We start from the raw sequence: 25362 nt of genomic DNA on the forward strand, positions 1-25362 counted from the left end.
GGGGCCCGATTATAGAGGTCGGGCGGGGTTGTCCCGTGGGTCCATGCGCATCGGCGCGGCCGGCCGGAGGGGAGGCTGGCGGGAGGCGCGTCCAGGGCGGCGGGCCACCCCCGGCGGACCCCTCAAGGCGGGCAGTCCGGCACGCAACGGAGAGCCAGAGGTTGCCAGCGGATGAAAAGTCCGTTATTTAATGCTCCGGGGCACGTTGCGCACGTAAGCGCCCGTGGCAAAGGGGAAAAACGTGGGGCTGATCACAAAAAGTCAAGCGCCGCTTGTCGGGGTCGACATCAGTTCGACCGCGGTCAAGCTGCTGCAACTGTCGCGATCCGGGGACCGCTACCGGGTCGAGCATTACGCCGTGGAACCACTTCCACCCAACGCGGTGGTCGAGAAGAACATCGTCGAGGTCGAGGCCGTGGGCGAGGCGATCCGCCGCGCCATGTCGCGCTCGGGCAGCAAGGCGAAGTTCGCCGCGGCCGCGGTGTCGGGTTCGGCGGTGATCACCAAGATCATCCCGATGCCGGCGGACCTGGACGACGACGACATGGAATCCCAGGTCGAACTCGAGGCGGTCAACTACATCCCGTACCCGATCGAGGAAGTGAACCTCGACTTCGAGGTGCTGGGCGGCATGCCCGGCAATACCGAGATGGTGCAGGTGCTGCTGGCGGCCTCGCGCTCGGAGAACGTGGAGATGCGCGCGTCGGCGCTGGAGCTGGGCGGATTGACCGCGAAGGTGGTCGACGTCGAGGCCTTCGCCATCGAGAACGCCTTCGGCCTGATCGCCAATACGCTCAGCATCCCGCGCGACGGCATCGTGGCAATGGTCGATGTCGGCGCGACGATGACCACGCTCAACATCCTGCGCAACGGCCGCAGCCTGTACTCGCGCGAGCAGGTGTTCGGCGGCAAGCAGCTCACCGACGAAGTGATGCGCCGCTACGGCCTGAGCTACGAGGAGGCGGGCCTGGCCAAGCGCCAGGGCGGCCTGCCCGAGAGCTATGAGATCGAGGTGCTCGAGCCCTTCAAGGAGGCGCTGGTCCAGCAGATCAGCCGCCTGCTGCAATTCTTCTATGCGGGCAGCGAGTTCAACCGCGTCGACCAGATCGTGCTGGCCGGCGGCTGCGCGTCGATCCCGGGCGTTTCCGAGATGGTCGAAGAGCAGCTCGGCGTTCAGACCGTGATCGCCAACCCGCTTGCACAGATGACGCTGGGCTCGCGGGTCCAGGCGCACGCGCTGGCCCAGGACGCGCCGGCCCTGATGATCGCCTGCGGCCTCGCCCTGAGGAGCTTCGACTGATGGCCCGGATCAACCTCCTTCCGTGGCGCGCGGAGCGCCGCAAGCTTCGCCAGAAGGAATTCGGCGTCATGCTCGGCATGGCCGCGCTGGCCGGCCTGCTGCTCTGGTTCCTGTTCAACATGTACTACAACGCGCAGATTTCCGGGCAGCAGGAGCGCAACAGCTTCCTGGAGCAGGAGATCGCCACGGTCGACCAGAAGATCGTCGAGATCGAGGTGCTGGACCGGCAGCGCGCGCGCCTGCTGGCGCGCAAGGACGTGATCGAGCAGCTGCAGGCCAACCGCTCGCAGATGGTCCACCTGTTCGATTCGCTGGTGCGCACCATCCCCGATGGCGTGATCCTCACCGGGATCAAGCAGGAGGGCGAGAAGCTCACCCTGGAAGGCCGTTCGCAGTCCAACTCGCGCGTCAGTGCCTACATGCGCAACCTGGAAGGCTCGGGCTGGATGACCCGGCCGGACCTGTCGATCATCGAGGCACGCGACGGCGTGGCCGGACTGCCCTACGCATTCGTGCTGTCGGTGCAACTGGCCAATCCGAACGCGCCGAAGGACGAGGACGGCGATGGCATTCCGGATCCGGTGCCGCCGGTCAACGCCGAGCCGGCCGCCGCCGCGCCCGTGGCCGCCGCGACGCCCGAGGGCGAGCCGGCCGTCGCGGACGAGCCAGCGCTGGAGTCCGCGGCCGAGTCCGCGCCTGTCCAAGGAGCTGCCCAGTGAGCAAGAAGAAGGTGTCGCTGCGCGAGCTCGACTTCAACAACATGGGCTCGTGGCCGCGTGAGTACAAGATCGGCTTCTGCGTGCTGCTTGCGGCCTTGATCTTCGGCCTGCTCTGGTACGTGGTGACGCGTCCCAAGGGTCCGGAACTCGAGAACCTGGAGCGCAGGGAAACCGAACTGCGGAGCGATTTCGAGACCAAGCAGGGGCGTGCGGCCAACCTCGAGCCGCTCAAGCAGCAGCTCGCGCAGATGGAGCAGCAGCTGCAGCAGATGCTGCGCCAGCTGCCCAGCCGTACCGAGATGCCGGCGCTGATCAACGACATCTCGCAGACCGCGCTGGCCACGGGCATCCACAACGAGCTGTTCAAGCCCGGTCCGGAAGCGCCCAAGGAGTTCTACGCCGAGAAGCCGATCGAACTGAAGATGGTGGGCACCTACCACCAGTTCGGCGCGTTCGTCAGCGGCGTGGCGTCGCTGCCGCGGGTGGTGATCATGACCATGCACGACATCTCGCTGCGCCCGCGCGGTAGCGGCACCAACGCATTGGCCGGCATCACCCCCAATTCAAGCCTGGAGCTGGCGGGAACGGTCAAGACCTACCGCTACCTGGACGAGGAAGAGGCGGCTGCCCAGGAGCAGGCTGCGGTGGCTGCCGGGGGGGCTCGCTGATGGGAATTTCCAGGAACACGGCCGGCGCCATGGCATGCGTGCTGGCGCTGGCGCTGGCGCTCGGCGGCTGCGTCCGCGGCATCGGCAGCACGCCCGGCGAGGCGCCCAACCTGCACGAATGGGTGGCCAACGTGAAGGCGCGTCCGGCGCCGCCGCTGGATCCGCTGCCGGTGATGCAGCAGTTCGAGACCTTCGAATACGCGGCGCAGGACCTGCGCGATCCCTTCAGCGCCGTGTTTGGCGATGACGGCAGCGGTAGCGGCCCGCGGCCCGACTCCAATCGACGCAAGCAGATCCTCGAGCAGTACCCGCTCGACAGCCTGGACATGGTCGGTACCTTGCATACCGGCGCGTCCATGCTTGCGCTGGTGATGGCGCCCGACAAGGTGACTTACCGCGTGGCACCCGGCGCCTACATGGGCCAGAACGATGGCCGGGTGACCGGTGTGCAGGGCGATAGAATCGATCTCGTCGAACTCGTGCCGGATGGCGCTGGCGGCTGGCTTGAACGGTCGGCCTCGGTTGCGCTCGAAGACAATTGATCAGGGGAAGTCAAAGATGACCGTCACCACAGTGCGTAATCGGCAGCCTGTCCGGCCAGCCATCCCGGTCCAGGCCCTGGCTATCGGCCTCTTCGCCGGCCTGCTTTCGGCCTCGGCTGCAGCAGGCGCTCCTGACCTGCGTGCATTCGCACCCGGCGGGCTGGCGATGGCCCAGGCTGCTGCCGCCCTCGACCCGGCCAAGCAGGTCCCCGGCGTGGTCTCGGTCTCGGCCGTGGACTTCAAGCGCGGCGACGGCGGCGCCGGCAAGCTGATCCTGCGTTTCGACGGCGACGGCGCGAACCCGGACCTCCGTACCCAGGGCTCCAGCATCGTCGTCAACATCGGCAACGCCACGCTGCCTGCATCGCTGCAGCGCCCGTTGAACGTCACCGACTTCGCGACGCCGGTGCAGCGCATCGACGCCCGCCAGAGCGGCGAGGGCGCGCAGCTGGTGCTCAGCACCCAGGGCAACTTCGAGTCGATGGCCTACCAGACCGGTCGCGACTACGTGGTGGAGATCGTGCCGCGCGCCGCGTCGTCCGAGCGCGCGGTCGGCGCCAGCAGCCCGTCGGCAACGGCCACGACTGCACAGGCCTCGGCCGCCCGCGCCTACACCGGCCGGCCGGTGACCTTCAACTTCCAGGACGTGCCGGTGCGCACCGTCCTGCAGCTGATCGCCGAAGAGTCCAACCTCAACATCGTCGCCAGCGATACGGTCACCGGCAACGTCACCCTGCGCCTGATCAACGTGCCCTGGGACCAGGCGATGGACATCGTCCTGCAGGCCCGCCAGCTCGACAAGCGTCGCAACGGCAACGTGGTGTGGGTTGCCCCGCAGGCCGAGATCGCCTCGTTCGAGAAGGCCAAGGAAGATGCGCGCCTGGAGCTCGAGGAGCGCGCCGAGATGGTCACCGAGTACATGCCCATCAGCTACGGCAACGCCGAAGACATCGCCAAGCTGCTGACCGAGGAAAGCAAGAACAGCATGGGTAGCGGCGGCGGCGGATCGTCGGGTGCCAGCCAGCAGAGCCGCGGCTTCCTCTCCTCTCGCGGCAGCCTCAGTTTTGACCGGCGCACCAATACCCTGCTGGTGATCGACATCCCGCAGCGCGTGACCGAGATCCAGCGCCTGGTGATGATGCTCGACAAGCCGGTCGACCAGGTCGTGATCGAAGCGCGCATCGTCATCGCCAACGAGTCGTTTTCGCGCGACATCGGTGCGAGGTTCGGTATCCACCGGCCAAGGAATGGTGATTTTGGCCCATCTTTGGGCGGTTCGATTCCCGGCGCCATCGGCGGCGAGACTGGCGGACTTAATTTCAACGGACCTGCTGGTGAGGGTGCAGGATCCCTGGCTCTGACCATTCTCGGCGGCAGCATCGACTGGTCCTTCGAGCTTTCGGCTATGCAGGAAGACGGCCGGGGCGAGGTCGTGTCGAACCCGCGCATCGTCACCAGCAACCAGAAGGAAGCGGTGATCCGGCAGGGCCAGGAAGTGGGCTACCTGACCGTGACCGGCGGGCAGAGCAACAGCATCCCGACCGTGGAGTTCAAGGACGTACTGCTGGAGCTGAAGGTCACCCCGACCATTACCAACGACGGCCGCGTGTTCCTGAACATTGCGCTGAAGAAGGACGAGATCGACAGCTTCATCTCCGTCGGTGTCGGCCTGGGCCAGGTGCCGCAGATCAACAAGCGCGAGATCACCACTGCGGTGCTGATCGAAGATGGCCAGACCGTGTCGATCGGCGGCGTGTACGAGTTCCGCGATCGCAGCGACATCGCGAAGGTCCCGTTCCTTGGCGACCTCCCGATCCTCGGCAACCTGTTCAAGAGGCGCGGCCGCGACCGCGAGAAGGCCGAGCTCCTGATCTTCATCACGCCCAAGGTGCTGCGGGTCGCGCAGCGCTGACGGCAGCGATCATTCGCGCAGACGGGGCCTTCGGGCCCCGTCTGCGTTTGGCGTGCCGTCATCGCGGACGGGTTAGCGTGGCCTCCGGCACTGAACCTACCCGTCCGGGCCTGGTCCAATGCCCTTCGACGCTCGCAGCCAAGGCGGTCCATGGATACTTCCCGCGACGACACCCCACGCCTGCACGCGGCCTTCGCCGCGCTGCGCGACGACCTGGCCAGTGGCATCCTGGGCCAGGCCGCGCTGGTCGAGCGACTGCTGATCGCGCTGCTGGCCGACGGCCACCTGCTGGTGGAGGGCGCTCCGGGGCTGGCCAAGACCAGCGCCGTGCGCGCGCTGGCCGAACGCGTCGAAGGCGACTTCGCCCGCGTCCAGTTCACGCCCGACCTGCTGCCGGCCGACCTCACCGGCACCGAGATATGGCGCCCGCAGGAAGCACGATTCGAGTTCGTCCCCGGGCCGATCTTCCATTCGCTGCTGCTGGCCGACGAGATCAACCGCGCGCCGGCCAAGGTGCAGTCGGCGCTGCTTGAGGCGATGGGCGAGCGGCAGGTGACGGTCGGGCGGCAGACGTATGCGCTGCCGGCGCTGTTCCTGGTGATGGCGACGCAGAATCCGATCGAGCAGGAGGGCACGTTCCCGCTGCCCGAGGCGCAGCTGGACCGCTTCCTCATGCACGTGCGCGTCGACTACCCGGATCCGGGCACCGAGACCGAGATCCTGCGCCTGGCGCGCGAGCGTGCCCGCGACGGCCTGCGTGCAAAGGTGCACGAGCCGACGCGGATGCCCCAGGCGGACGTGTTCGCGGCCCGCGCCGCGGTGCTGGACCTGCACCTGGCGCCAGCGGTCGAGCGCTACCTGGTGGAGCTGGTGCTGGCCTCGCGCGACCCGTCCCGCTATGACGCCGAGCTGACCCGACGCATCGCCTGGGGCGCGAGCCCGCGCGGCTCGATTGCGCTGGAGCGCTGCGCCCGCGCGCGCGCCTGGCTGGCGGGGCGCGATTTCGTGACCCCTGATGACGTGCGCGAGGTGGCCCCCGATGTGCTGCGCCATCGCGTGCTGCCCAGCTACGAAGCCACCGCCGAGGGCTGGGACGGCGAGCGGCTGGTCGCGGCGCTGCTTGCCCGGGTGCCGCTGCCCTGAAGCAGCCACCCCAGTCCCCGAACGCGCCGATGCCTGCCCACCCCGCCGATCACGCCAACGAACCCCCGCAGGATCGCGCGGACGGCGTCGTGCCGACGCTGGCCGAGCTGGTCGCCCTGCGCGGTGTCGCGCAGGCGCGGCGGCCGCCGCAGCGCGGCCGCCATGGCGTCAACGGCCCGGCGCCGTCGCCGATGCGCGGCCGCGGCATGGAGTACGCGGAGTCGCGCGAATACGCCCGCGGCGACGATGCGCGGCACGTGGACTGGCGGCTGACCGCGCGCAGCGGCCGCATGCACACCAAGCTGTTCCAGGCCGAACGCGAGCGCCTCACCCTGATCGTGGCCGATACCTCGCCTGCGCTGTATTTCGGCACGCGCGTGCGCTTCAAGTCCGTGCAGGCCGCGCGTGCAGGTGCGGTGGCGGTGTGGGCTGCGATCGCCGACGGCGACCGGGTCGCGGCGCTGCGCGGCAGCGATGCCGAAGCGCCGGTTGCGCCGGCAGGCGGAACCCGCGGCGCCCTGCACGTACTCGACGCGCTCGCGCGCTGGTACGCGCGGACGCCTCCAGATGACGCCGGGCTGGCCGATGCGCTCGCGCGTGCGCGACGCCTGCTGCGGCCAGGCTCGAGGCTGCTGGTGCTGGCCGACGCCGGCAGCCTGGACGCCGTGCCCGACGCGACGTGGCCGGCGCTGACCATGCACCACGAGGCCACCGTCGTGCTGATCGACGATGCGCTGGAGCGCAATCCACCGCGGCAGCGCCTGCCGCTGCTCGGCGCCGGACGGCGCGTGGAGCCGGACCTGGGCAGCGCCTTGCTGCGTCGCGGCTGGCGCGATGCGTTCTCGGGTGCAGCCGAGCGTGCCGCAGTACGACTGCGCGCGCGCGGCGTGCGCGTCATCCTGCTCGGGGCTGATGCCCCCAGCCAGTCCTGGCTGGTCCCCGGCGGGCGCGCCGAGGCGCGACCATGAGTCCGCTGCAGCTGCCGCTGCGCGACGTGCACGAGCCGGTCGCGCCGCCGTGGTGGCCGCTGGCGCCGGGCTGGTGGATCGTGGCGGGCGCACTGCTGCTCGTCGCGCTCGTATTGGCCTGGCTGCATTGGCGCCGGGCGCGACGTCGCCGCCTGGTCGCCCGGCTGTTCGACGACACCCTTGCCGCTGCGCCCACGCGCCCCGGACAGGTGGTCGCCATGTCCGAGCTGCTGCGCCGTGCCGCGGCCCGGCGCGTGCCGGAGGCGGCCACGCGCGACGGCGATGCCTGGCTGCTTCTGCTTGACGAAGGGCTACCCGAACCCGTGTTCTCGGCTGGCGCTGGCGCCATCCTGCGCGATGGTGGCTTCCGGCAGGACGTGGATGCCGCCGAGGTCGAGGCGCTGCGCGTGATCGCGCGCGCGCGCTTCATCGACTGGATGCAGGTGCGTCGATGATCGATGCGTTGAGCGCCTGGGCCGACCTGCTGCCGCGCCTGGCCTGGCCGTGGATGCTGCTCGCGCTGCCCGCGCCGTGGCTGGCGCGCAGATGGCTGCCGCCGGCGCGACATGCGCTGCCGGCGCTGCGCGTGCCGTGGAGCCGGCGGATCGAGGATCTGGTCCTGCGGGGCGAGGGCGTTGCGGTGCGCGGCATGCCGCCGCTGGCGCTGCTGGCCTGGTGCCTGCTCTGCGTCGCGGCCGCCAGGCCGCAGCAACCCGGCGAACTGCTGCAGCCGCCGGCGTCCGGTCGCGAGCTGATGCTGGCGGTCGACCTGTCCGGCAGCATGGGCGAGCAGGACATGCGCCTGGGTGCGGACGTGGTCGACCGCCTCACTGCAGCCAAGGCGGTGATCGCGGACTTCCTGGACCGGCGCGAGGGCGACCGCGTCGGCCTGATCGTGTTCGGCCAGCGTGCCTACGCGCTCACGCCGCTCACGCTCGACCGCGAAAGCGTGCGCCTGCAGTTGCTCGACAGCGTGGTCGGGCTGGCCGGCCGCGAGACCGCGATCGGCGATGCCATCGCGCTGGCGATCAAGCGCCTGCGCGGAACCGAGCAGCGCGCGCCCGGCACGCAGGTGCTGGTGCTGCTGACCGATGGCGTGAACACGGCCGGGCAGGTCGAACCGATGAAGGCCGCCGAGCTGGCACGCGACCAGGGCGTGCGCATCCACACCATCGCCTTTGGCGGCGACACCAGCCGGACGATGTTCGGGATCCAGCTGCCCAGCGATGAGGCGGAAATCGACGAGGACGCGCTGCGCAGCATCGCCGAGGTCACCGGCGGCCGTGCGTTCCGCGCCCGCGATGCCAACGAGCTCGCCGGCATCTATGCCGAGATCGACCGCCTCGAACCGGTGGTCCGGCCAGGCCAGTCGCTGCGACCGATGGTGGAACGTTATCCCTGGCCGCTGGCGGGCGCGCTGCTGGCGGCGCTGCTGGCGATGGCACCGTGGCCATCGGCGCGCCTGCCTGGCAGAAAGCGCCAGCACGACGACGCCAGTGGGGAAGGCGCATGACCGACGCGCTCGCCCAACTGCAGTTCCTGCGCCCGGACTGGCTGTGGGCGCTGCTTGCGCTGCCGCTGCTCGCCGCAGGGTGGTGGTGGCGACGGCGCCAGGCCAGCGTCTGGCACAGGCATGTCGATGCGCACCTGCTGCCGCACCTGCTCGAGCCAGGCACGACACGCAGCAGCCTGGGCGGCCTGCTGCTGCGGCTGCTGGCGTGGACCCTGGCCGTGCTGGCCCTGGCCGGCCCAAGCTGGCGCCAAGGCGAGGTGCCGCTGCAGCCGCAGGGCCGCGCGCTGGTCATCGCGATCGACCTGTCCGACGCCATGCTCGCGTCCGACCTGCCGCCCTCGCGCATGCTGCAGGCGCGCGCCAAGCTGGCGACGCTGCTGCGAGAGCGCGGTGGTGGCGAGGTGGCGCTGGTCGCGTTCGCGGACGATGCCTACACCGTTGCGCCGCTGACCGCGGATGCCGCAAACGTTGCGCTCTTCCTCGACGCCCTGGCGCCGGAGGTGATGCCCGCCGAAGGACACCGCCCCGCCCGCGCCGTGCTCGCCGCGATGCGACTGCTGGAGCAGGCCGGCCATTCGGCGGGCGACATCCTGCTGCTCAGCCACGCCGCGGACGCGGCCACGATGGCGGCCGTCCGGCGCGCGGCGGCGGCCGGATTCCGGGTGTCCGTGCTGGGCCTGGGCACGGCGGCGGGTGCGACCTACCGCGCACAGGACGGCAGCCTGCGCTCGACGCGCCTGGACGCTGCGTCGCTGCAGCGCGTGGCGACCGCGGGAGGCGGCCGCTACGCAGCCCTTTCCGCCGGCAACGAAGACCTTGTCGCGCTGCAGGTGCTGTCGGGCGAACCGGCACCCGGATCGGCGGCGGGGTCGCGCAGCGAAGCCCGGATCGCGCGCGACGAGGGCTGGTGGCTGCTGCCGCCGCTGATGCTGCTGGCGCTGCTGGCGTTCCGCCGCGGCGCGGGGATCGCGGTACTCGCCGCCTGCCTGCTGTTGCCCTTGCCGCAAGTACAGGCGCAGACGCAGCTTCCGGACGCGCCAGCCGGCACGCCCTGGCGGCGCGCCGACCAGGTCGGGCATGCGCGCATGCGCGAGGCGCTGGACGCCTATCGCGCAGGACGCTTTGCCGAAGCCGCGCAGACGTTCCAGGCGTTGCCCGGCGACGAGGCCGCCTACAACCGCGGCAATGCACTGGCCCGGGACGGACGGCTCGAGGCGGCGCTCGAAGCCTACGACGAGGCGCTGCGCGTCCAGCCGGAAATGGCCGACGCCATCCACAACCGCGCGGTGGTCGAAGCTGCCCTGCGCCGCAATCCGCCGCCCGGCGACGGCCAGTCGCGACAGCAACAGGACGCGGACAACGAACGCAAAGGCGCCGGCGCAGCGGGCGACGAAGACACGCCCGACGCGCCGCCAGCGCAAAGCCAGGGCGAGCCAGGCAGCGACGCGCCGCAGACGCCCCCGTCGACGCCGCCGGACGATCCGCCGGAGCGCGACGCCTCGCCTGCGCAGACACCCACAGGCAGCGACGATCAGGCGCAGGATCAAGCCGACGCAGCACAGCGGCAGCGCATGCAGCAGGCGCTGGCGGAGGACGGCCAGCCCGCGGAGCAGGGCGAGCGCGCGCCCGGCGATCCCGAGCAGGCCGAGAGCGAAGCCGAGCGCGAGCGGCGCCAGGCCGGCGAAGCCTGGCTGCGGCGCGTGCCCGACGATCCGGGTGGACTGCTGCGCGCCCGCTTCCGCCTGGAACACCAGCGCCGCCACGGCGGGGGACCCATACCATGAGCCTGCACATCGCCCGCGCGCTGGCCTGCGCACTTGTCCTGTCGTTCGCGGGCGGCCTCACGACAGCGCACGCCGCCACGCGCGCCTGGCTCGACCGCGATCGCATCGAGGTCGGCGAGACCACCACGCTCAACATCGAGACCGACCAGGCCGATGCGCGAATGCCCGATTTCAGCGCGCTGGTTCCGGACTTCGTACTCAGCGCGCACAGCAGCAGCCGCGGGTCGGACCGGGTCAACGGGCAGCTGCGCGAGCGGGTGCTGTTCGCGGTGGCGCTCAAGCCGCGCCGCGAGGGCTTGATGACGGTTCCGGCACTGCGCGTGGGCAACGAATCGACCGGCCCGCTGCAGCTGACCGTGACGCCCGCATCGACCGCACCCGCACGTGCCGGCGAGCCGGTGTTCATCGAGGGCGAGGCCGACAGCCAGTCGCCCTACGTGCAGCAGTCGATCGGCTACACGCTGCGCCTGTACTACGCCACGCCGCTGGTCTCGGGCCAGCTAGACCAGCCCGAACCCGACGGTGCATCGATCCAGCGCATCGGCAGCGACCTGCAGTACACGCGCGAGCTGGACGGTCGCCGTTACACCGTGGTCGAGCGCCGCTTCCTCATCGTGCCCGAACGCAGCGGCACGCTGACCATTCCCGGCGCGCGCTTCGAGGGCACCGGCGTGGGCGGGTATTTCGACGACATGTTCGGCAGCGGTCGTCGCGCGCTGCAGGCCAACGGTCCGCCGCGCATCCTGGACGTGCGGCCGCTGCCCGATGGCGCGCCGCAGCCCTGGCTGCCGCTGCACGGGCTGGAGCTGCGCTACGTGGCCACGCCGCAGCAGGCGCGCGCAGGAGAGGCGGCAACCATCGACGTGGAGCTCGTCGCTGACGGCGCTGCCGCCAGCCAGCTGCCCGAACTCGTGCTGCCGCCGGTCGAAGGCGCGCAGGTGTTTCCCGAGCCCGCGCAGGTGGACGAAAGTTTCGAGCGCGGGAGGCTGCGCACGAAGGTGACGCGCCGCTTCTCGCTGGTGCCTGCGGCCGAAGGCAGGCTGCACGTCGCCGCGCCGCGCGTGACGTGGTGGGACGTGCGTGCCGGTGTGGCCCGCACCGCATCGCTGCCTGCGCTGGAGCTGGAAGTGGCGGCTGGCAGCGCCGCGCCGGCCGCCGCGTCGGTCGAATATGCAGCCGGCCCCGCCAGCGTGCGCGGGACCAACGCCTGGCCATGGATCGCGCTCGGGTTCGCCCTGCTCTGGCTGGCGACGCTGGCCTGGGCGCTGCGACGTCGCGCGCGCGCCGACGAAGCGGCAATTCCGCAGCAACAACCGTCGCCGCCGGGACCGACCACCAGTCCGCGGGCGCTGCAGCGGGTGCTGTCCGCCGGCGACCCATCCGAGGTCGAGCATGCGCTGTGCGCCCTGGCAAGCCCGCCGGCGGCGAGCCTGGAGACACTGTCGCAGCAGATTGCCGACCCGCGGCAGCGTGATGCGCTGTTGCGCCTGCAGCAGGCGCGCTGGGCCGATGGCGACATCACCAGTGCGCGCGAGGCGCTGCGCGAGGCCTTTGCCCAGGGGCCGGTCTGGTCCGGTGACGCCACGCCTGTCGGCCCCGCGCCCGAGCTGCTGCCACCGCTGTATCCCGGTCCACGAGGGCATTGAGCGGCGCGGCCGCGATGGTCCGGGGTCAAGCGCTGCAGTGATCGCACCTGCGCGGGCAAGACGCCGCGGCGGTTTGTTAAGCTGCCGCGATTCGTTGCAGCAGAGACAGAGCCGATGAGCGAACCAAACCGCGCGACCCGCAAGTCGATGCCGCTGCACTGGAAGATCGGCATCGGCTTTGTCGTCGGCCTCGTGCTGGGGATGTTCGTCCACTACGGCATCGGCGAGGAAACCCGCTGGGTGGAGGCGCTCACGCGCTACCTCACCACGCCGTTCTCGCAGCTGTTCCTGAGCCTGATCTTCATGCTGATCGTGCCGCTGCTGTTCTCGGCGCTGGTGGTCGGCGTGTCGGAGATGGGCGACGTGCGCGCGCTGGGGCGCATCGGCTGGCGCACGCTGGCCTGGACCATCGCGCTGTCGGGCATCGCGGTGCTGCTGGGCCTGGTGATGGTCAACGTATTCCAGCCCGGGGCGGGCGTGGATCCCGCGCTCGCGGCGCAGTTGCTCAGCGAAGGCGCCGAGCGCGCGCAGGCGATCGTGCGCGACAGCGCCGACCAGCCCAAGGGCATGGAGATGCTGCTGTCGATCGTGCCGCAGAACGTGATCGGCGCGGCGAGCAACAACGCCAACATCCTGGCGTTGATGTTCTTCGCGCTGATGTTCGGCGTCGGCCTCGTGCTGACCCCGTCGCCGCAGACCGCGGTGCTCAAGCGCGGCATCGAAGGGCTGTTCGAGATCTCGATGACCCTGATCGGGCTGGTGATCCGGCTCGCGCCCTACGCGGTGTTCTGCTTCATGTTCAACCTGGCCGTGCTGTTCGGCTGGGACCTGTTGATGAAGCTCGGGCAGTTCGTGCTGGTGGTGGTCGGCGCGCTGGCGATCCACATGCTGGTGGTCTATTCGCTGGCGCTGCGGTTCGTGGGCGGCTGGTCGCCGCTGGCCTTCTTCCGCGGCGTGCAGGAGGCGATGCTGATGGCGTTCTCCACTGCCTCGAGCAACGCCACCCTGCCGACCGCGCTCAAGGTCGCCGACGAGAACCTCAAGCTGCCGAAGAAGGTGTCGCGCTTCGTGCTCACCATCGGCGCCACCGCCAACCAGAATGGCACTGCGCTGTTCGAGGGCGTGACGGTGATCTTCCTGGCGCAGTTCTTCAACGTCGACCTGACCCTCGGCCAGCAGGTCATGGTGATGCTGGTGTGCATCCTCGGCGGCATCGGCACCGCGGGCGTGCCCTCGGGTTCGCTGCCGGTGGTGGCGCTGATCTGCGCGATGGTCGGCGTGCCGCCGGAGGGCATCGGCCTGGTGCTGGGCGTGAACCACTTCCTCGACATGTGCCGCACCACGGTCAACGTGACCGGCGACCTCGGCATCGCCGCATTGGTGTCGCGCGGGGAAACGGACGGCGAACCCGACATCGCGGCGGCACGCTGACGCGCTGCGGGCTGGGCGAAGGTTGCAGCGGTACCGGTTGCCGGTGAAAACACCGGCAAGCCGGGCGTCGCTGCCAAACGCCCGGCGCGGCATGGGACAATGGCGCCCCCCGGTTCCGGGGCCACTCCCCTCGCTTCCCGTGCGCACATGACCACTCCCAGCCGCAGAGAGCTCGCCAACGCCATCCGTTTCCTCGCCATCGACGGCGTGGAAGCCGCCAAGTCCGGCCATCCCGGCATGCCCATGGGCATGGCTGACATCGCCGAAGTGCTGTGGAACGACTACCACAGCCACAACCCGGGCAATCCGAAGTGGAGCAACCGCGACCGCTTCGTGCTGTCCAACGGCCACGGCTCGATGCTGCAGTACGCGCTGCTGCACCTGTCGGGCTACGACCTGTCGATCGACGAGATCAAGCGCTTCCGCCAGCTCGATTCGAAGACGCCGGGGCACCCGGAAAATTTCATGACACCGGGCGTGGAGACCACCACCGGTCCGCTCGGCCAGGGCTTCGCCAACGCGGTCGGCTTCGCGCTGGCCGAGAAGCTGCTGGCGCGGCGCTACAACCGCCCCGGTTTCGACGTGGTCGACCACCGCACCTGGGTGTTCATGGGCGACGGTTGCCTGATGGAAGGCATCTCGCACGAGGCCGCCTCGATCGCAGGGACCTGGGGCCTGGGCAAGCTGGTCGCGTTCTGGGACGACAACGGCATCTCGATCGATGGCCAGGTTGAAGGCTGGTTCACCGACGACACGCCGGCGCGCTTCGAGGCCTACGGCTGGCGCGTGATCCGCGACGTTGACGGCCACGATGCGGACAGCATCAAGGCCGCGATCGACGCTGCGCTCGAGCACGACGACCGCCCGACCCTGGTCTGCTGCCGCACCACCATCGGCTACGGTTCGCCGGCCAAGGCAGGCAAGGAATCCTCGCACGGTGCGCCGCTGGGCAAGGACGAAGTCGAGGCCACGCGCCTGGGCTTGGCCTGGTCGCATGTTCCGTTCGACGTGCCGCAGCCGATCGCCGACGCCTGGCGCGCAAACGAGTCGGGCGCCGAGCGCGAGGCGAAGTGGAACACGCTGGTCGAACGCTATGCCGCGGAGTACCCCGAGCAGGCCGCCGAACTGCAGCGGCGCATGCGCTGCGAACTGCCGCAGGGCTTCGCCGCCGCGGCCGATGCCTACATCGCCAAGCTGCAGGCAGACGGCCCCGTGGTCGCCTCGCGCAAGGCTTCGCAGATGGCGATCGAGGCCTTCGCGCCGCTGCTGCCGGAACTGATCGGCGGCTCGGCCGACCTGGCCCACTCCAACCTCACCCTGTGGTCGGGCAGCCAGCCGGTGACCGGCGGCTCGCCGGACGCCAACTACATCAACTACGGCGTGCGCGAGTTCGGCATGACCGCGATCGCCAACGCGCTGTCGCTGCATGGCGGCTTCCTGCCCTACGACGCCACCTTCCTGGTGTTCAGCGATTACGCGCGCAACGCCGTGCGCATGGGCGCGCTGATGCAGTCGCCGGGCATCCACGTCTACACCCACGACTCGATCGGCCTGGGCGAGGACGGCCCGACCCACCAGCCCATCGAGCACCTCGCCTCGCTGCGCTACATCCCCAACAACGACGTGTGGCGCCCCTGCGACGCGGTCGAGACGGCGGTGGCGTGGAAGTCGGCGATCGAGCGTCGCGACGGGCCGTCGTGCCTGGTGTTCTCGCGCCAGAACCTGCAGCACCAGCCGCGCGGCGAGCAGCAGGTGCGCGACATCGCGCGCGGCGGCTACGTGCTGCGCGACTCGAATGGTGCGCCGGAGATCATCCTGATCGCCACCGGGTCGGAAGTGGAACTCGCGACCCAGGCCGCCGACCAGCTCGGCGACAAGGTGCGCGTGGTGTCCATGCCGTCCACCGACGTGTTCGACCGCCAGGATGCCGCCTACCGCGAGTCGGTGCTGCCCAACGCCGTGCGCAAGCGCGTTGCGGTGGAAGCGGGCGTCACCGGCTTCTGGCGGCAGTACGTCGGCCTGGATGGCGCCGTGATCGGCATCGACACCTTCGGCGCCAGCGCGCCGGCAGGCGAGCTGTACAAGCACTTCGGCATCACGGTCGATGCCGTGGTCGCGGCGGCGAAGGCGCTCTAACCGCGCATCGCGCCCCGCAATTGCGGAATGAACAAGGGGCGCTCCGGCGCCCCTTGTTTCATTGGGGCTCTGTCAGTGGCATCGCACGGGGCGGGCGCTGGCCCGGCTGCACGCGCCTCATGGGCCGGCGCGGTCGTGCTTGCTGCCGCCGCGGCAGGTTGGCGAATCCGGCGCGCCGCCGGCCTGCGCCCATTCCTCCGGCGTGTAGGTGTGCAGGGCCAGCGCGTGGATCTCCTGCATCAGCGGCCCCAGCGTGCGATAGACCAGCTGGTGGCGCTGCACTGCGCGCTTGCCTGCGAACGCCTCGCCCACGATCACGGCCTTGTAGTGCGTTTCCAGCCCGCGGCTGTGCATGTGGCTTTCGTCCAGCACATCCAGGTGAGCGGGATCGAGCGTCTGCAGGGCTGTTTGGAGGCGGTCGGCTTTGCTGGTCATGCGTCGATGATACGCGCGGGGCCGGTGCGGGGTTGCTCCCTCCCCCGCGTGCGGGGGAGGGTTGGGGTGGGGGCCAGCCCGCCGCAACCTGCGCACCGCATCGTTGCGTTCACGCCGCCGGCCGTGCGGTGCGCGCCAGCGCAAGCCGCAGCAATCTGGCCTGCAGCCATTCGCCTGCGCCGCGCGGCTGCGCCAGGTCCATGCGCGCCAGCGCGTCGCCGTCATTCCCGCCCCGCTCCAGCAGGGCTGCGCAAACCGTCGCAAGCTTCGCGCGCCGCGACCCGGTGCGCCGCTTCAGCCACGCCAGGGCGCGCACCAGGCGCTGCTCGGTGTCATCGAAATCGCTGCCCAGCGGGTAATCGGGCAGGGTGCCATCGGCCCGGAACGGGGCCAGCGCGGCACGCACCCGCGTAGCGCTGTTGCGCGACCAGGCCTCCGGCATGCGGAACTCCGCGTGCAGCTTGCAGCTGCGCCTGGCATCTTCCAGCAGTGCCGGCGCGGCGGTCGCATCGGCGATCGCGGCCATCGCAATCACGCAGTCCTCGTCGGCCTTGCCGCGCAGGTCGGCGATCCCGTATTCGGTGACATGCAGATCGCGCAGGTGGCGAGGAATGGTCACGTGCCCATAGTTCCAGCGGATGTTGGACGCGATCCGCCCTGCCGCCTCGCGGGTGGCGCGCAGCAGCAGCGCCGAGCGGCCGTCCGGCAGCGCATGCGCCATCGCCACGAAGTTGTACTGCCCGCCGACGCCCGATACCACGCGCCCGTCGTCGAGTCCGTCGGAGACCGCCGCGCCAAGTGCGGTGGCCATCATGCAGGTGTTGAAGAAGCGGCCGTCGCGTCGCTGCAGGCATTCGAGCGATTCGTCCTGGCCGTACAGCGCGTTGACGTGGCTCACCCGCTTCATGCCGATGCCGCTGCGCGTGGCGTCGTCGAGGCCGTGCAGCCAGTCGTAGAACGCCTGCGAGCCGAGGTAGAACGCGCCGTGCAGGAACTGCCCGTCGCGCTCGACCAGGGCGCGCTCGGAGGCGTCGGCGCTGCCGTCGTTCATGCGCTGCATCAGCGCGGCCTCGTCGACGACTCGGCGCCGGATCACGCCCGCTTCGACCAGGCGCTTGAAGCCTTCGTTGATCATCTCGCTGCAGCCGTACAGGCCCTGCTCGAACGGGCCCAGCCCGCCGCTGGCCAGTACCGCCGGGTGCGTGGGCAGGTCCGGGTCGAGCGCGGACAGCACGCGACGGTAGGCAGCGTTGTCGGTGTGGCGTAGCGCAAGCGCATGGCACAGCGCATCCGACAGCGCGCCAATGCCGATCTGCAGCGTGCCGCCATCGCGCACCAGGGCGCTGGCGTACAGGCCGATGGCGTGCTCGGCGTCGCCCACAGGTTCGCGCGGCAGTGCGAACAGCTTTGGGTAGGGCGGGGGCGGTGCCACCACCAGGTCGAACCAGCCGGCATCGACCGCGGCTTCGCCACCCATCCAGGGCAGCTGCGGGTCGATCTCGGCAACCAGCAGCGGACGCGGGTGGCCGGCATCGACGATCGCGTCGATCGCGTCGAAGGTCAGGTCGGTATTGCTCGACAGCGACAGACGCGATCCATCGTCATTCGCCGCCACCTTCTGCACGATGCAGTTGACCCCGCGATCGGCCAGCGCGCGCGCGACGTGCGTGTAGTTGAGGCTGGCATAGCGCCGCTGCGCCTGCCGCGAGCCGAGCAGGGCGCCCGACTGCAGGTAGAACTCTTCCACGCAGACATGGGCCGGCAGCGCATCGCGCCGCTGCGCATCGACATAGGCCAGCCGCGGAAAATCCGCGCCGAAATGGCGCTCCGCGAAGGGCGCCATGAAGCGACCCTCCAGCCCGCGCTTGGCGCGCGGCGGATCCAGCGACAGCGCCGTGTAGAGATTCATCGGGCGCGACGCGTCCGCGGCCACGCGCGCGTACAGCGCATTGAGCAGGCGGTGCGGCTTGCCGATGCCCAGCGGCGCGGCGATGTGCAGCTCGCGCGGCAGGCGCTCCAGCATCCACGTCACCGCGTCCTCAAGGTCGCTGCAGGCGTGTGCCATAGGGCGGGTTCCGGTTGTGCTCATTGCGCCAGCATGTCCGGCCGGAACAGCCGCCGCCGCGAGACCTCGTCGCCCGAACACATGAAGCGCCCTTCGCCGCGGTAGTGCACCGTGCGCGGCCACTTCGGCGAGCGCGCGACCCGCGCGTGCACGATGCGCCATACGAACAGCGGGTAGTCGCGGGTGATGCGGGTTTCGTGCAGGCGGCATTCGAAGCTGGCGTGGCACTGCCCGATCGATGGCGCCGCCACTTCGCGCGACGCCTCCGCGTCCAGCCCGAAGCGCTCGAACTTGTCGCCCTCGCGGCTGGAGCAGTTGCCGATGCGCACCACCGTGTCCAGCATCGCGGCGGTGGGCAGGTTGAGCGTGCATTCGCGGCTGCGCCGCGCCAGCGCATGGCTGCGGTTGGCATCCCAGATGTAGGTGCCCACCAGGTCGTAGCCGAGCATCATGTGCCAGCCTAGGGTCATGATCGCGCGTTCGTCCTTGGACTGCGTGCACAGCAGCAGCACCGGCCCCGGCTCGAGCCAGCGGCGGGCCTTGTCGACGGGGAATGCAGCTTTGCGGACTGGCTTCATCGGCGCCTCTCGATTCGGTGACGGCCAAGAGGATGCCGCCCCGTGCGCTAACACGGTGTGCTCTACGGCCCGTCGCCGGCGATGAGCAGATATTTACGCGCCGTCAGCGTGAAGCCACGTGAATCCTCGCCTTGGGCCTTGAGCACCAGTCGCTGGCCGGTGTAGGGGAGTAGGGCCACCCGCAGCGCTGCAATATCCACCGGCTGCATGTTGCCGTTCGCATCGACGGTGAACGAGTTGCTCAGCGGGAGCAGGAGGTTGCCGGACTCGTCCTCGATCGCGATCTCCGAAATGTACCGCACGGGTCGATGTGCGCCGGCATCCAGCAGCCTGATCCCGAACGTGTGGAAGTCGTGGGGAAGCAGGTCGCCGCTCATGCTATCGACGACGGCGGTGGCCGGGGAGACGACCTCCTTCGAGTCGTCCAGGACCAGGTCGATGGCGCGCGTCTGCCCGGGGTCGATCGACACGGTGACTGTCGCGATCGCCGTCGAGGGTATGAGCGCCGTCAGCTCGAACTCTCCGGCAGGTACTCCGAACGAAGCCCGTCCGGCGTCGTCGGCGCGCGCGACGAGCTGGTTGTCCACGTAGATGCGGACATCGGCGTCGGCAGGCTCGCCCCGGAGATCCGGCTCGGTTTCATCGAGCAAGTAGGTGCTCAGGTCGATCCGTGCGGTATTGCCTGGCCGTTCCGCACTTGATGATGCCGGCGGCAGGATCTCGCCAGGCAAGGTGCCCTGCGCGTCGGCATGGGCCAGCTGACAATGGTGCCTGCTTTCATCGCCGTGCGGTGGCTCGCCGCCCCATGCTTGTGCCAGCAACAGCCATGCAGCCAAGACACAGCACAGTTTGGCAGTCGATATCCGTGGCTGTTTCATGCGCATCTCCTTCAGCCTTGATTGACCCGGGCGGAGACTGGATCCATGCGGTGGAAGGGATGATGCATCGAACGCGTACCAGACGAAAATCCAGAGCGCTGCACGCTCAAGCCAGCACGTGCACCGCCTCGGCGATGCGGCGCACGTCGTCCTCGGTGTGGCTCACGTAGACCATCGGCAGGCGCACCTCGTCGCGCACTCGCTGCAGCCAGGGAATCAGCTCCTCGCGCCGCGCCTGGTCGAGCGCCGACAGCGGCTCGTCGAACAGCAGGATCGCCGGCTGCGACAGCAGCGCCCGGCCGATCGCCACCCGCTGCGCCTCGCCCCCCGACAGGTTGGCGGGCCGCCGCAACAGCAGCGCACCGATGCCCAGCAGATCGACCACGGCATCCAGTTCGAACGCCGCCGTCGCGCCGCGCATCGCATGGCGCCCGTACAGCAGGTTGGCGCGCACGTCGCGGTGCGGGAACAGGCGCGCATCCTGGAACACGTAGCCGATGCGGCGCCGGTGGGTGGGCACGTCGATGCGCGCGGCGCTGTCGAACAGCACCCGCCCGTCGATCGCGATGCGCCCCGACACCGGCCGCTGCAGCCCGGCGATGGCGTTGAGCACCGAGGTCTTGCCCGCGCCCGAGGGCCCGGTGAGCGCCAGCACGCGCGCGTCCTCGGCGATGCGCACCTGGCGCTGGAAGCCGCCCCGGCGCAGCAGCACGTCGATGTCCAGCATCAGTCGTGCTCCTCGCGGCGGCCGCGGCGCACCAGCCACTCCGAGGCCAGCAGCGCCGCCAGCGAGATGGCGACGGCCACCAGCGCCAGCCGCCAGATGCCGGACTCGCCGCCGGGCACCTGCATCAGCCCGTAGATCTCGGACGACAGCGTGCGGGTTTCGCCCGGGATGCTGGAGACAAAGGTGATGGTGGCGCCGAACTCGCCCAGCGCCTTGGCGAACGCCAGCACCATGCCGGCCACCAGGCCCGGCCAGGCCAGCGGCAGGGTGATGGTGAAGAACACCCGCAGCGGGCTGGCGCCCAGCGTGGAGGCGGCGCGCTCGAGCCGGCGGTCGACCGATTCGATCGCCAGCCGGATCGCCCGCACCATCAGCGGAAAGCCCATGATCGCGCTGGCCAGCGCCGCGCCCGTCCAGCGGAACGCAAGCGTGATGCCGAAATGCTCCGACAGCAGCCGGCCCAGCGGCCCGCCGTGCCCAAACGCCACCAGCAGCGCATAGCCCACCACCACCGGCGGCAGCACCAGCGGCAGGTGCACCAGCGCATCGACCAGCCCCTTGCCCACGAAGCGCCGCCGCGCCAGCAGCCAGGCCACGGCCACGCCCAGCGGCAGGCTGCCCAGCGCGGCGGCCACCGCCACCTTCAGGCTCAGCGCGATGGCCGTGGTTTCTTCCTGCGAGAACACCTGGGCGGGCCGTCAGCGCGTGCTGAAGCCGTGGCGGCGGAAGATCGCCGCCGCCTCCGGCGAGGCCAGCCAGTGCACGAAGGCGGCGCCTTGCGCATGGGTGGACGCCTGCACTCGCGCCGCCGGATAGACGATCTGCGGGTGCGAGCCTTCGGGGAAGGTCGCCAGCACCTTCGCCCGCGGCTCGGCCTGCGCATCGCTGGCGTAGACCACGCCCAGCGGCGCCTCGCCGCGCGCCACCAGCAGCAGTGCCGCGCGCACGTTCTCGGTTTCGGCCACGCGCGGCTGCAGCGTCTGCCACAGCCCCAACGATTCGAACCCGGCTTTCGCGTACTTGCCGGCCGGCACGCTGCCGGTGAGCGCCAGCGCCAGCCGGCCGTCCGCGCCCAGCAGCGGCAGCAGGTCGGTGCCCGGCGCCAGCGTGAGCGGCGCCGCATCGCCAGCCGCCGGTGCCACCAGCACCAGCGTGTTGCCGAGCAGGTCGATGCGCGAGGCCGGATCGACCAGCCCGCGTTCGCCCAGCCAGTCCATCCACTCGCCATCGGCCGAAACGAACACATCGGCCGGCGCGCGCTGCTCGATCTGCCGCGCCAGCGCCGGGCTGCCGGCATAGGTCACCTGCACCGGCAGGCCATTGGCCGCGCGATAGGCGGCAGCCGCCTCGTCCATCGACTCCTTCAGGCTGGCGGCGGCGAAGACCTGCAGTGGGCGCAGCTCATCAGTGTCGGGTCCTGGCCCTTCGCTTGCGCTGCAGGCGGCCAGCAGGGCAGACAGGGCCAGGGCAGCCAGGCGGAAGGCAAAGCGCACGGTCGGGCGGTTCGGATCCATGCGGCATCCGGGGAAGGGGGAGGCGCACTATAACGGCGGCCCCGTCGCCGCGGCTGGCAAGGGCGGCTGCGGGGATCCCGCGCATGCCATGACTGGCCCGTCTCCGGACCGTCCGCCTGCCCAGGCCTGCGCAGATGCGTCCTGCAGTCGCGGCACCTCTACCTTTGGCAACAGACGTCGGGTGAAGTAGCTGTCCTTGTAATAGCGGATCTTGCGGCACAGCACCGGATGCGCAAGGCCTTCGTAGAGCAGAATCTGCTTCTCGGACCCCATCGCCTTGAGTTCCTGCGGCAGCATCAGTGCGCGGCGCTCCAGCACCTCGTTGTCGGACACGCTGCGACCCTGGCCGTGGGCACGGGTGCGCGCGCGACGCCGCACGGTGGTGTAGCCGAGCATCTCTGAATAGTCGTTGGCGTCCTGCTGCTCGCGGGGCGCGAAGACGATCTGCAGGGCGTGGTTGGTGAGGATGGTGCGCGAGAGATCCTTGCCGTAAACCGAATCGAGCTGCGCCATCGACTGCACGATCGGCAGCAGCCGCAGGTTGTAGCCGGCCATGTAGGCCACTGCCCTGGAGATGATGTCGACCTTGCCGATCGAAGTGAACTCGTCCATCAGCAGCAGGCACTGGTGGCGCAGCGTTGGATCGCTCGACGGCAGCACCTTGGTGTTGGCGTTGATCAGCTGGCTGAAGAACAGGTTCACGATCAGCCGGCTTTCCGCGAGCTTGTTGGGCTGGATGCCGACATAGATCGTCATGCGCCGGCGGCGCACGTCGTCGAGGCGGAAATCGTCGGCGCTGGTGGCCGCATCGAGCAGCGGATTGAGCCAGGCATTGAGCGGCTCGCGGAACGAACCCATGATCGAGGCGAAGGTCACGTCGGCCTGCGAGAGCAGCCCGGAAAACGCGGTGCGTGCGGGCTGGCCGAGAAACGGCGCCTCCGACAGGCGCTGCAGGAAGGGCCGCGGCTCACCGCCGTCGCCAGCGGACAGGCGCAGCACGCCGCCCAGAGTCGGCGTCGCAGAAACTGCAGCGGTTGCCGAGCGCGCGTCGTGATCCATGCGCTCGAACAGGTACAGGGTGAAGGCGAGGAAGGCATTGCGCGCCTGGCTGATCCAGAAGCGGTCGCGATCATCGCTGTCGGGATAGAGCATCGCTGCGATGGCTTGCAGATCGGATACGCGCATCGCCGGGTCAGTCGACACATACGACATCGGATTCCAGCGGTGCGTGCGGCGATCCTCGGCAAACGGGTTGAACAGGTAGACCTCATGGCCGATCGACTTTCGCCAGCCGGAGGTGAGGTCGAAGTTCTCCTGCTTGATGTCCAGCACCACCGCCGATTCGCGATAGTCGAGCAGGTTGGGCACGACCACGCCAACACCCTTGCCCGAGCGCGTGGGCGCGGCAAGGATGGCGAATTGCTGCCCGGACAATCGCAGCAGCTTGCCGTTCATGCTGCCGACGACGATGCCGTCGTCCCTGTGCGCCAGAAGTCCCTTGCCGGCCAGGTCCAGCATGCCGGCGAAGCGCGCGCGCCCATGGATGTTGCGATGGCTGCGCAGCTTGTACAGCATCACCAGCACCGCAGCCCAGGCCAGCGTCGTCAGGCCGAAGCCGAGCGCGCCGGCGGTGCGGATGCGCCAGGCGTAGGGCGCGACCTTCGAATGGTCCAGGTGGCGCAGGTAGGCGAACCACGTGGTCGGGCCCGCCGAGCCGGTATCCAGGCCCAGGAACAGCAACGCCAGGCACCCGGAGAGGTATGCGCCCGCGAGCAGCGCCAGTGCGGTGGCCAGCACGGCAGCGAGATGTCGATGGTCGGTCACGGGATCCTTCCTGTTGCCGGTGGTGGTTGCCTGCAGCCCCTCAGGGCGCGCTGCCGCGCTGGCCGGAGAGTGCGGCTGTGCGATGCACCAGCACGTACTCGTCGTTCTTCGGCCAGCGGGGAATCCCGTCCTCGAGCTTGAGGCAGGGCTGCCCATCGCAGGATGTGATCGTGACCTGCGCCAGCGCTTCCATGACTTCCGCCCGCACCTGCGCCTGCCCCGCCCGCTGCATGTTCTTCCACGCCGCATACGCGCTGCCGCCGACCATCACCGTCGCGGCGAACGCCAGCGACAGCATCGTCTTCCAGCCGAGCACGCGCATCCGCAGCGACGTCAAGGCTTGCTCGCGCTGCAGCTGTGCTGCCATCTGCTGGAGCTGCATGGCCGTATCGCGCAGGGAGCGCGCGGCGGCAGGTATCTCTTCGGCCAGCGCCTCGCGGATCGCGATCTTCGCCTGCTGCTGCAGTTCGGCGTTGGCGCCGAGTACGCGCTGTCCAATCGCGTCCGTGCTACGACGCAGGTCATCAGCCGCGTTGCGCTGACTGGAAATCGATTCTTCGCACTGTCGCGTGAGGTGCGCGGCCAGCAGGGCGGCGCTCGCGACGAATTCCTCCAGCTTTGCCCGTTCCATCGGTGCTTCCCCCGGCGCGCCTTCCTGGCACGGCTGCATCTTGCCAGAGGCGCGCGGGCCGCGCGAGCGCGTATCTCGCGGCACACGATGGCGCAGTTGCGTGATCGCCTCCGCGGCCGTGACGCGTGCAGACATCCCATCAACGTTCGGGACTCCACGCGGCAGCCAGCGTGTCGGCCACCGTTTCTGCTGAAACCTGCCCGTGGCACGAGCCGCTTGACGCGGCTACGGAACCGGGATTATGTTTCGGCGCAAGCGCTGCAGTGAGCGGCGTGGGATACCGGCCATTCGCGCCATCAGGTATCCGCGGGGATCAAGGAGCGTCATGCAATGGAATTTGCGCCCGGGGCCGGAGCCCGTATCCGGTGTTCGTCCGTCATCGATCAGCAGCGCGTGCCGCATATCGGGCCGGCGCATCGTTTGTACGCGAGCTTGTGTTCGCTCCCCGTCGCCAGACCGGGTGCCGGTCGCTGCGTTTCCCTCCAGCGCGTGACCGTCCCCCGCAACGGCTGGCTGCGCGCGACCACCGCCGGCGTCGCGCTGATGGCGGCGGTAATGCTGTCCGCGTGCGCCACGCCGGAGGCTGCGGATTTCGGCGGACGTTGGCGCGCGGTGAACCGGTTCGCGGACACGCCTCAGCCCATCCCCCTGCAGCAGGCCTATGTATTCCAGGCCTCGCCTGCGGACGGCACGCTCAAGACCATGCTGTCGCGCTGGGCGCGGGATGCGCGGATGACGCTGTCCTACCAGCATCCCAACGATTACACCCTGCACGGGCCAGTCGGTGGCATCCGCACCACCAGCCTGGAGCATGCCGCGTCTGCGCTGTCGTCCGCGTATGCCGCCCACGGCGTCCACGTGCTGGTGGACCGCACGCAAATCGTCGTCAGCCAGGGATTGCCTGATGACTCACCGGCTGCAGCGGGCCGGGACGGATAGGAACCCCTG

The 25362-nt window shown here is 69.9% G+C and carries 22 protein-coding genes and 1 pseudogene; 14 read left to right on the forward strand and 9 right to left on the reverse strand.

What is annotated here, in order from left to right; genetic code table 11:
• The first annotated feature begins 241 nt into the window (after nt 1-241).
• The 13 genes from ACW5DW_RS02845 to tkt all read left to right on the forward strand — a co-directional run bounded on the left by ACW5DW_RS02845 (nt 242) and on the right by tkt (nt 15762).
• Complete coding sequence (locus tag ACW5DW_RS02845) at nt 242-1300, forward strand: pilus assembly protein PilM (protein ID WP_457017265.1); 1059 nt, start codon at nt 242-244, stop codon at nt 1298-1300.
• Nucleotides 1300-2019, forward strand: a complete 720-nt coding sequence (locus tag ACW5DW_RS02850; protein WP_457017266.1) for a PilN domain-containing protein — start codon at nt 1300-1302, stop codon at nt 2017-2019. Before ACW5DW_RS02845 ends, ACW5DW_RS02850 begins: the two co-directional genes overlap by 1 nt.
• Nucleotides 2016-2687, forward strand: coding sequence for a type 4a pilus biogenesis protein PilO (locus ACW5DW_RS02855; protein ID WP_457017267.1), 672 nt, complete (start codon nt 2016-2018; stop codon nt 2685-2687). Before ACW5DW_RS02850 ends, ACW5DW_RS02855 begins: the two co-directional genes overlap by 4 nt.
• Nucleotides 2687-3229, forward strand: coding sequence for a pilus assembly protein PilP (locus tag ACW5DW_RS02860; protein ID WP_457017268.1), 543 nt, complete (start codon nt 2687-2689; stop codon nt 3227-3229). Before ACW5DW_RS02855 ends, ACW5DW_RS02860 begins: the two co-directional genes overlap by 1 nt.
• A 16-nt stretch (nt 3230-3245) precedes the next feature.
• Complete coding sequence (locus tag ACW5DW_RS02865; protein WP_457017269.1) at nt 3246-5141, forward strand: type IV pilus secretin PilQ; 1896 nt, start codon at nt 3246-3248, stop codon at nt 5139-5141.
• Nucleotides 5142-5291: 150 nt separating this feature from the next.
• A complete protein-coding gene (locus ACW5DW_RS02870) occupies nt 5292-6284 on the forward strand; it encodes an AAA family ATPase (protein WP_457017270.1) in 993 nt (330 codons plus the stop codon).
• Between the two features lie 29 nt (nt 6285-6313).
• Nucleotides 6314-7252 (forward strand): DUF58 domain-containing protein, encoded by a 939-nt coding sequence (locus tag ACW5DW_RS02875; protein ID WP_457017271.1) that lies wholly within the window; start codon nt 6314-6316, stop codon nt 7250-7252.
• On the forward strand, nt 7249-7707 hold the full coding sequence (locus ACW5DW_RS02880) for a DUF4381 domain-containing protein (protein WP_457017272.1): 459 nt from the start codon (nt 7249-7251) through the stop codon (nt 7705-7707). The genes ACW5DW_RS02875 and ACW5DW_RS02880 overlap by 4 nt, the downstream gene beginning before the upstream one ends.
• Nucleotides 7704-8765 carry a vWA domain-containing protein gene (locus tag ACW5DW_RS02885; protein WP_457017273.1) on the forward strand — a complete coding sequence of 354 codons (1062 nt, stop codon included), beginning with the start codon at nt 7704-7706 and terminating at the stop codon, nt 8763-8765. Before ACW5DW_RS02880 ends, ACW5DW_RS02885 begins: the two co-directional genes overlap by 4 nt.
• Nucleotides 8762-10549 carry a VWA domain-containing protein gene (locus ACW5DW_RS02890; RefSeq protein ID WP_457017274.1) on the forward strand — a complete coding sequence of 596 codons (1788 nt, stop codon included), beginning with the start codon at nt 8762-8764 and terminating at the stop codon, nt 10547-10549. The genes ACW5DW_RS02885 and ACW5DW_RS02890 overlap by 4 nt, the downstream gene beginning before the upstream one ends.
• Nucleotides 10546-12195, forward strand: coding sequence for a BatD family protein (locus ACW5DW_RS02895; protein ID WP_457017275.1), 1650 nt, complete (start codon nt 10546-10548; stop codon nt 12193-12195). The genes ACW5DW_RS02890 and ACW5DW_RS02895 overlap by 4 nt, the downstream gene beginning before the upstream one ends.
• A gap of 114 nt (nt 12196-12309) precedes the next feature.
• Nucleotides 12310-13626 (forward strand): dicarboxylate/amino acid:cation symporter, encoded by a 1317-nt coding sequence (locus ACW5DW_RS02900; RefSeq protein WP_457017276.1) that lies wholly within the window; start codon nt 12310-12312, stop codon nt 13624-13626.
• Between the two features lie 147 nt (nt 13627-13773).
• The gene (gene tkt, locus ACW5DW_RS02905; protein WP_457017277.1) at nt 13774-15762 is read left to right on the forward strand and encodes a transketolase; all 1989 of its coding nucleotides are present in this window, start codon (nt 13774-13776) and stop codon (nt 15760-15762) included.
• Between the two features lie 117 nt (nt 15763-15879).
• Here the strand turns inward: tkt and ACW5DW_RS02910 are convergent, their stop codons facing one another.
• The 9 genes and pseudogenes from ACW5DW_RS02910 to ACW5DW_RS02950 form a co-directional block, all read right to left on the reverse strand.
• On the reverse strand, nt 15880-16197 hold the full coding sequence (locus tag ACW5DW_RS02910; protein ID WP_457017278.1) for a BolA family protein: 318 nt from the start codon (nt 16195-16197) through the stop codon (nt 15880-15882).
• Nucleotides 16198-16306: 109 nt separating this feature from the next.
• Entirely contained in the window at nt 16307-18262 is a 1956-nt protein-coding gene (locus ACW5DW_RS02915) for an acetyl-CoA hydrolase/transferase C-terminal domain-containing protein (RefSeq protein WP_457017279.1), read from the reverse strand.
• A 20-nt stretch (nt 18263-18282) separates the two neighbouring features.
• Nucleotides 18283-18840, reverse strand: coding sequence for a flavin reductase family protein (locus ACW5DW_RS02920; RefSeq protein WP_457017280.1), 558 nt, complete (start codon nt 18838-18840; stop codon nt 18283-18285).
• A gap of 62 nt (nt 18841-18902) precedes the next feature.
• On the reverse strand, nt 18903-19718 hold the full coding sequence (locus tag ACW5DW_RS02925; protein WP_457017281.1) for a hypothetical protein: 816 nt from the start codon (nt 19716-19718) through the stop codon (nt 18903-18905).
• A gap of 106 nt (nt 19719-19824) precedes the next feature.
• Entirely contained in the window at nt 19825-20445 is a 621-nt protein-coding gene (locus ACW5DW_RS02930; RefSeq protein WP_457017282.1) for an ATP-binding cassette domain-containing protein, read from the reverse strand.
• Nucleotides 20445-21131, reverse strand: a complete 687-nt coding sequence (modB, locus tag ACW5DW_RS02935; RefSeq protein ID WP_457017283.1) for a molybdate ABC transporter permease subunit — start codon at nt 21129-21131, stop codon at nt 20445-20447. The genes ACW5DW_RS02930 and modB overlap by 1 nt, the downstream gene beginning before the upstream one ends.
• Before the next feature lie 12 nt (nt 21132-21143).
• Nucleotides 21144-21959, reverse strand: a complete 816-nt coding sequence (modA, locus tag ACW5DW_RS02940; protein WP_457017284.1) for a molybdate ABC transporter substrate-binding protein — start codon at nt 21957-21959, stop codon at nt 21144-21146.
• Nucleotides 21960-22103: 144 nt separating this feature from the next.
• Nucleotides 22104-23783: pseudogene (locus tag ACW5DW_RS02945) on the reverse strand (type IV secretory system conjugative DNA transfer family protein); the annotation flags it as partial.
• 40 nt (nt 23784-23823) lie between these two features.
• The gene (locus ACW5DW_RS02950; protein ID WP_457017285.1) at nt 23824-24549 is read right to left on the reverse strand and encodes a hypothetical protein; all 726 of its coding nucleotides are present in this window, start codon (nt 24547-24549) and stop codon (nt 23824-23826) included.
• 408 nt (nt 24550-24957) lie between these two features.
• Between ACW5DW_RS02950 and ACW5DW_RS02955 the strand changes: the two genes are divergently transcribed.
• On the forward strand, nt 24958-25353 hold the full coding sequence (locus tag ACW5DW_RS02955; RefSeq protein ID WP_457018382.1) for a TcpQ domain-containing protein: 396 nt from the start codon (nt 24958-24960) through the stop codon (nt 25351-25353).
• The last annotated feature ends 9 nt before the right edge of the window (nt 25354-25362 follow it).

The sequence above is a fragment of the Luteimonas sp. A482 genome, assembly GCF_054072655.1.

Coding starts and splice junctions, on each gene's coding strand:
- ACW5DW_RS02920 (WP_457017280.1), bottom strand. CDS start 18,840: ATGAAGCCAGTCCGCAAAGCTGCATTCCCCGTCGACAAGGCCCGCCGC.
- tkt (WP_457017277.1), top strand. CDS start 13,774: ATGACCACTCCCAGCCGCAGAGAGCTCGCCAACGCCATCCGTTTCCTC.
- ACW5DW_RS02910 (WP_457017278.1), bottom strand. CDS start 16,197: ATGACCAGCAAAGCCGACCGCCTCCAAACAGCCCTGCAGACGCTCGAT.
- ACW5DW_RS02955 (WP_457018382.1), top strand. CDS start 24,958: ATGGCGGCGGTAATGCTGTCCGCGTGCGCCACGCCGGAGGCTGCGGAT.
- ACW5DW_RS02890 (WP_457017274.1), top strand. CDS start 8,762: ATGACCGACGCGCTCGCCCAACTGCAGTTCCTGCGCCCGGACTGGCTG.
- ACW5DW_RS02875 (WP_457017271.1), top strand. CDS start 6,314: ATGCCTGCCCACCCCGCCGATCACGCCAACGAACCCCCGCAGGATCGC.
- ACW5DW_RS02915 (WP_457017279.1), bottom strand. CDS start 18,262: ATGGCACACGCCTGCAGCGACCTTGAGGACGCGGTGACGTGGATGCTG.
- ACW5DW_RS02870 (WP_457017270.1), top strand. CDS start 5,292: ATGGATACTTCCCGCGACGACACCCCACGCCTGCACGCGGCCTTCGCC.
- modA (WP_457017284.1), bottom strand. CDS start 21,959: ATGGATCCGAACCGCCCGACCGTGCGCTTTGCCTTCCGCCTGGCTGCC.
- ACW5DW_RS02900 (WP_457017276.1), top strand. CDS start 12,310: ATGAGCGAACCAAACCGCGCGACCCGCAAGTCGATGCCGCTGCACTGG.
- ACW5DW_RS02925 (WP_457017281.1), bottom strand. CDS start 19,718: ATGAAACAGCCACGGATATCGACTGCCAAACTGTGCTGTGTCTTGGCT.
- ACW5DW_RS02895 (WP_457017275.1), top strand. CDS start 10,546: ATGAGCCTGCACATCGCCCGCGCGCTGGCCTGCGCACTTGTCCTGTCG.
- ACW5DW_RS02850 (WP_457017266.1), top strand. CDS start 1,300: ATGGCCCGGATCAACCTCCTTCCGTGGCGCGCGGAGCGCCGCAAGCTT.
- ACW5DW_RS02860 (WP_457017268.1), top strand. CDS start 2,687: ATGGGAATTTCCAGGAACACGGCCGGCGCCATGGCATGCGTGCTGGCG.
- ACW5DW_RS02950 (WP_457017285.1), bottom strand. CDS start 24,549: ATGTCTGCACGCGTCACGGCCGCGGAGGCGATCACGCAACTGCGCCAT.
- ACW5DW_RS02865 (WP_457017269.1), top strand. CDS start 3,246: ATGACCGTCACCACAGTGCGTAATCGGCAGCCTGTCCGGCCAGCCATC.
- ACW5DW_RS02885 (WP_457017273.1), top strand. CDS start 7,704: ATGATCGATGCGTTGAGCGCCTGGGCCGACCTGCTGCCGCGCCTGGCC.
- ACW5DW_RS02880 (WP_457017272.1), top strand. CDS start 7,249: ATGAGTCCGCTGCAGCTGCCGCTGCGCGACGTGCACGAGCCGGTCGCG.
- ACW5DW_RS02930 (WP_457017282.1), bottom strand. CDS start 20,445: ATGCTGGACATCGACGTGCTGCTGCGCCGGGGCGGCTTCCAGCGCCAG.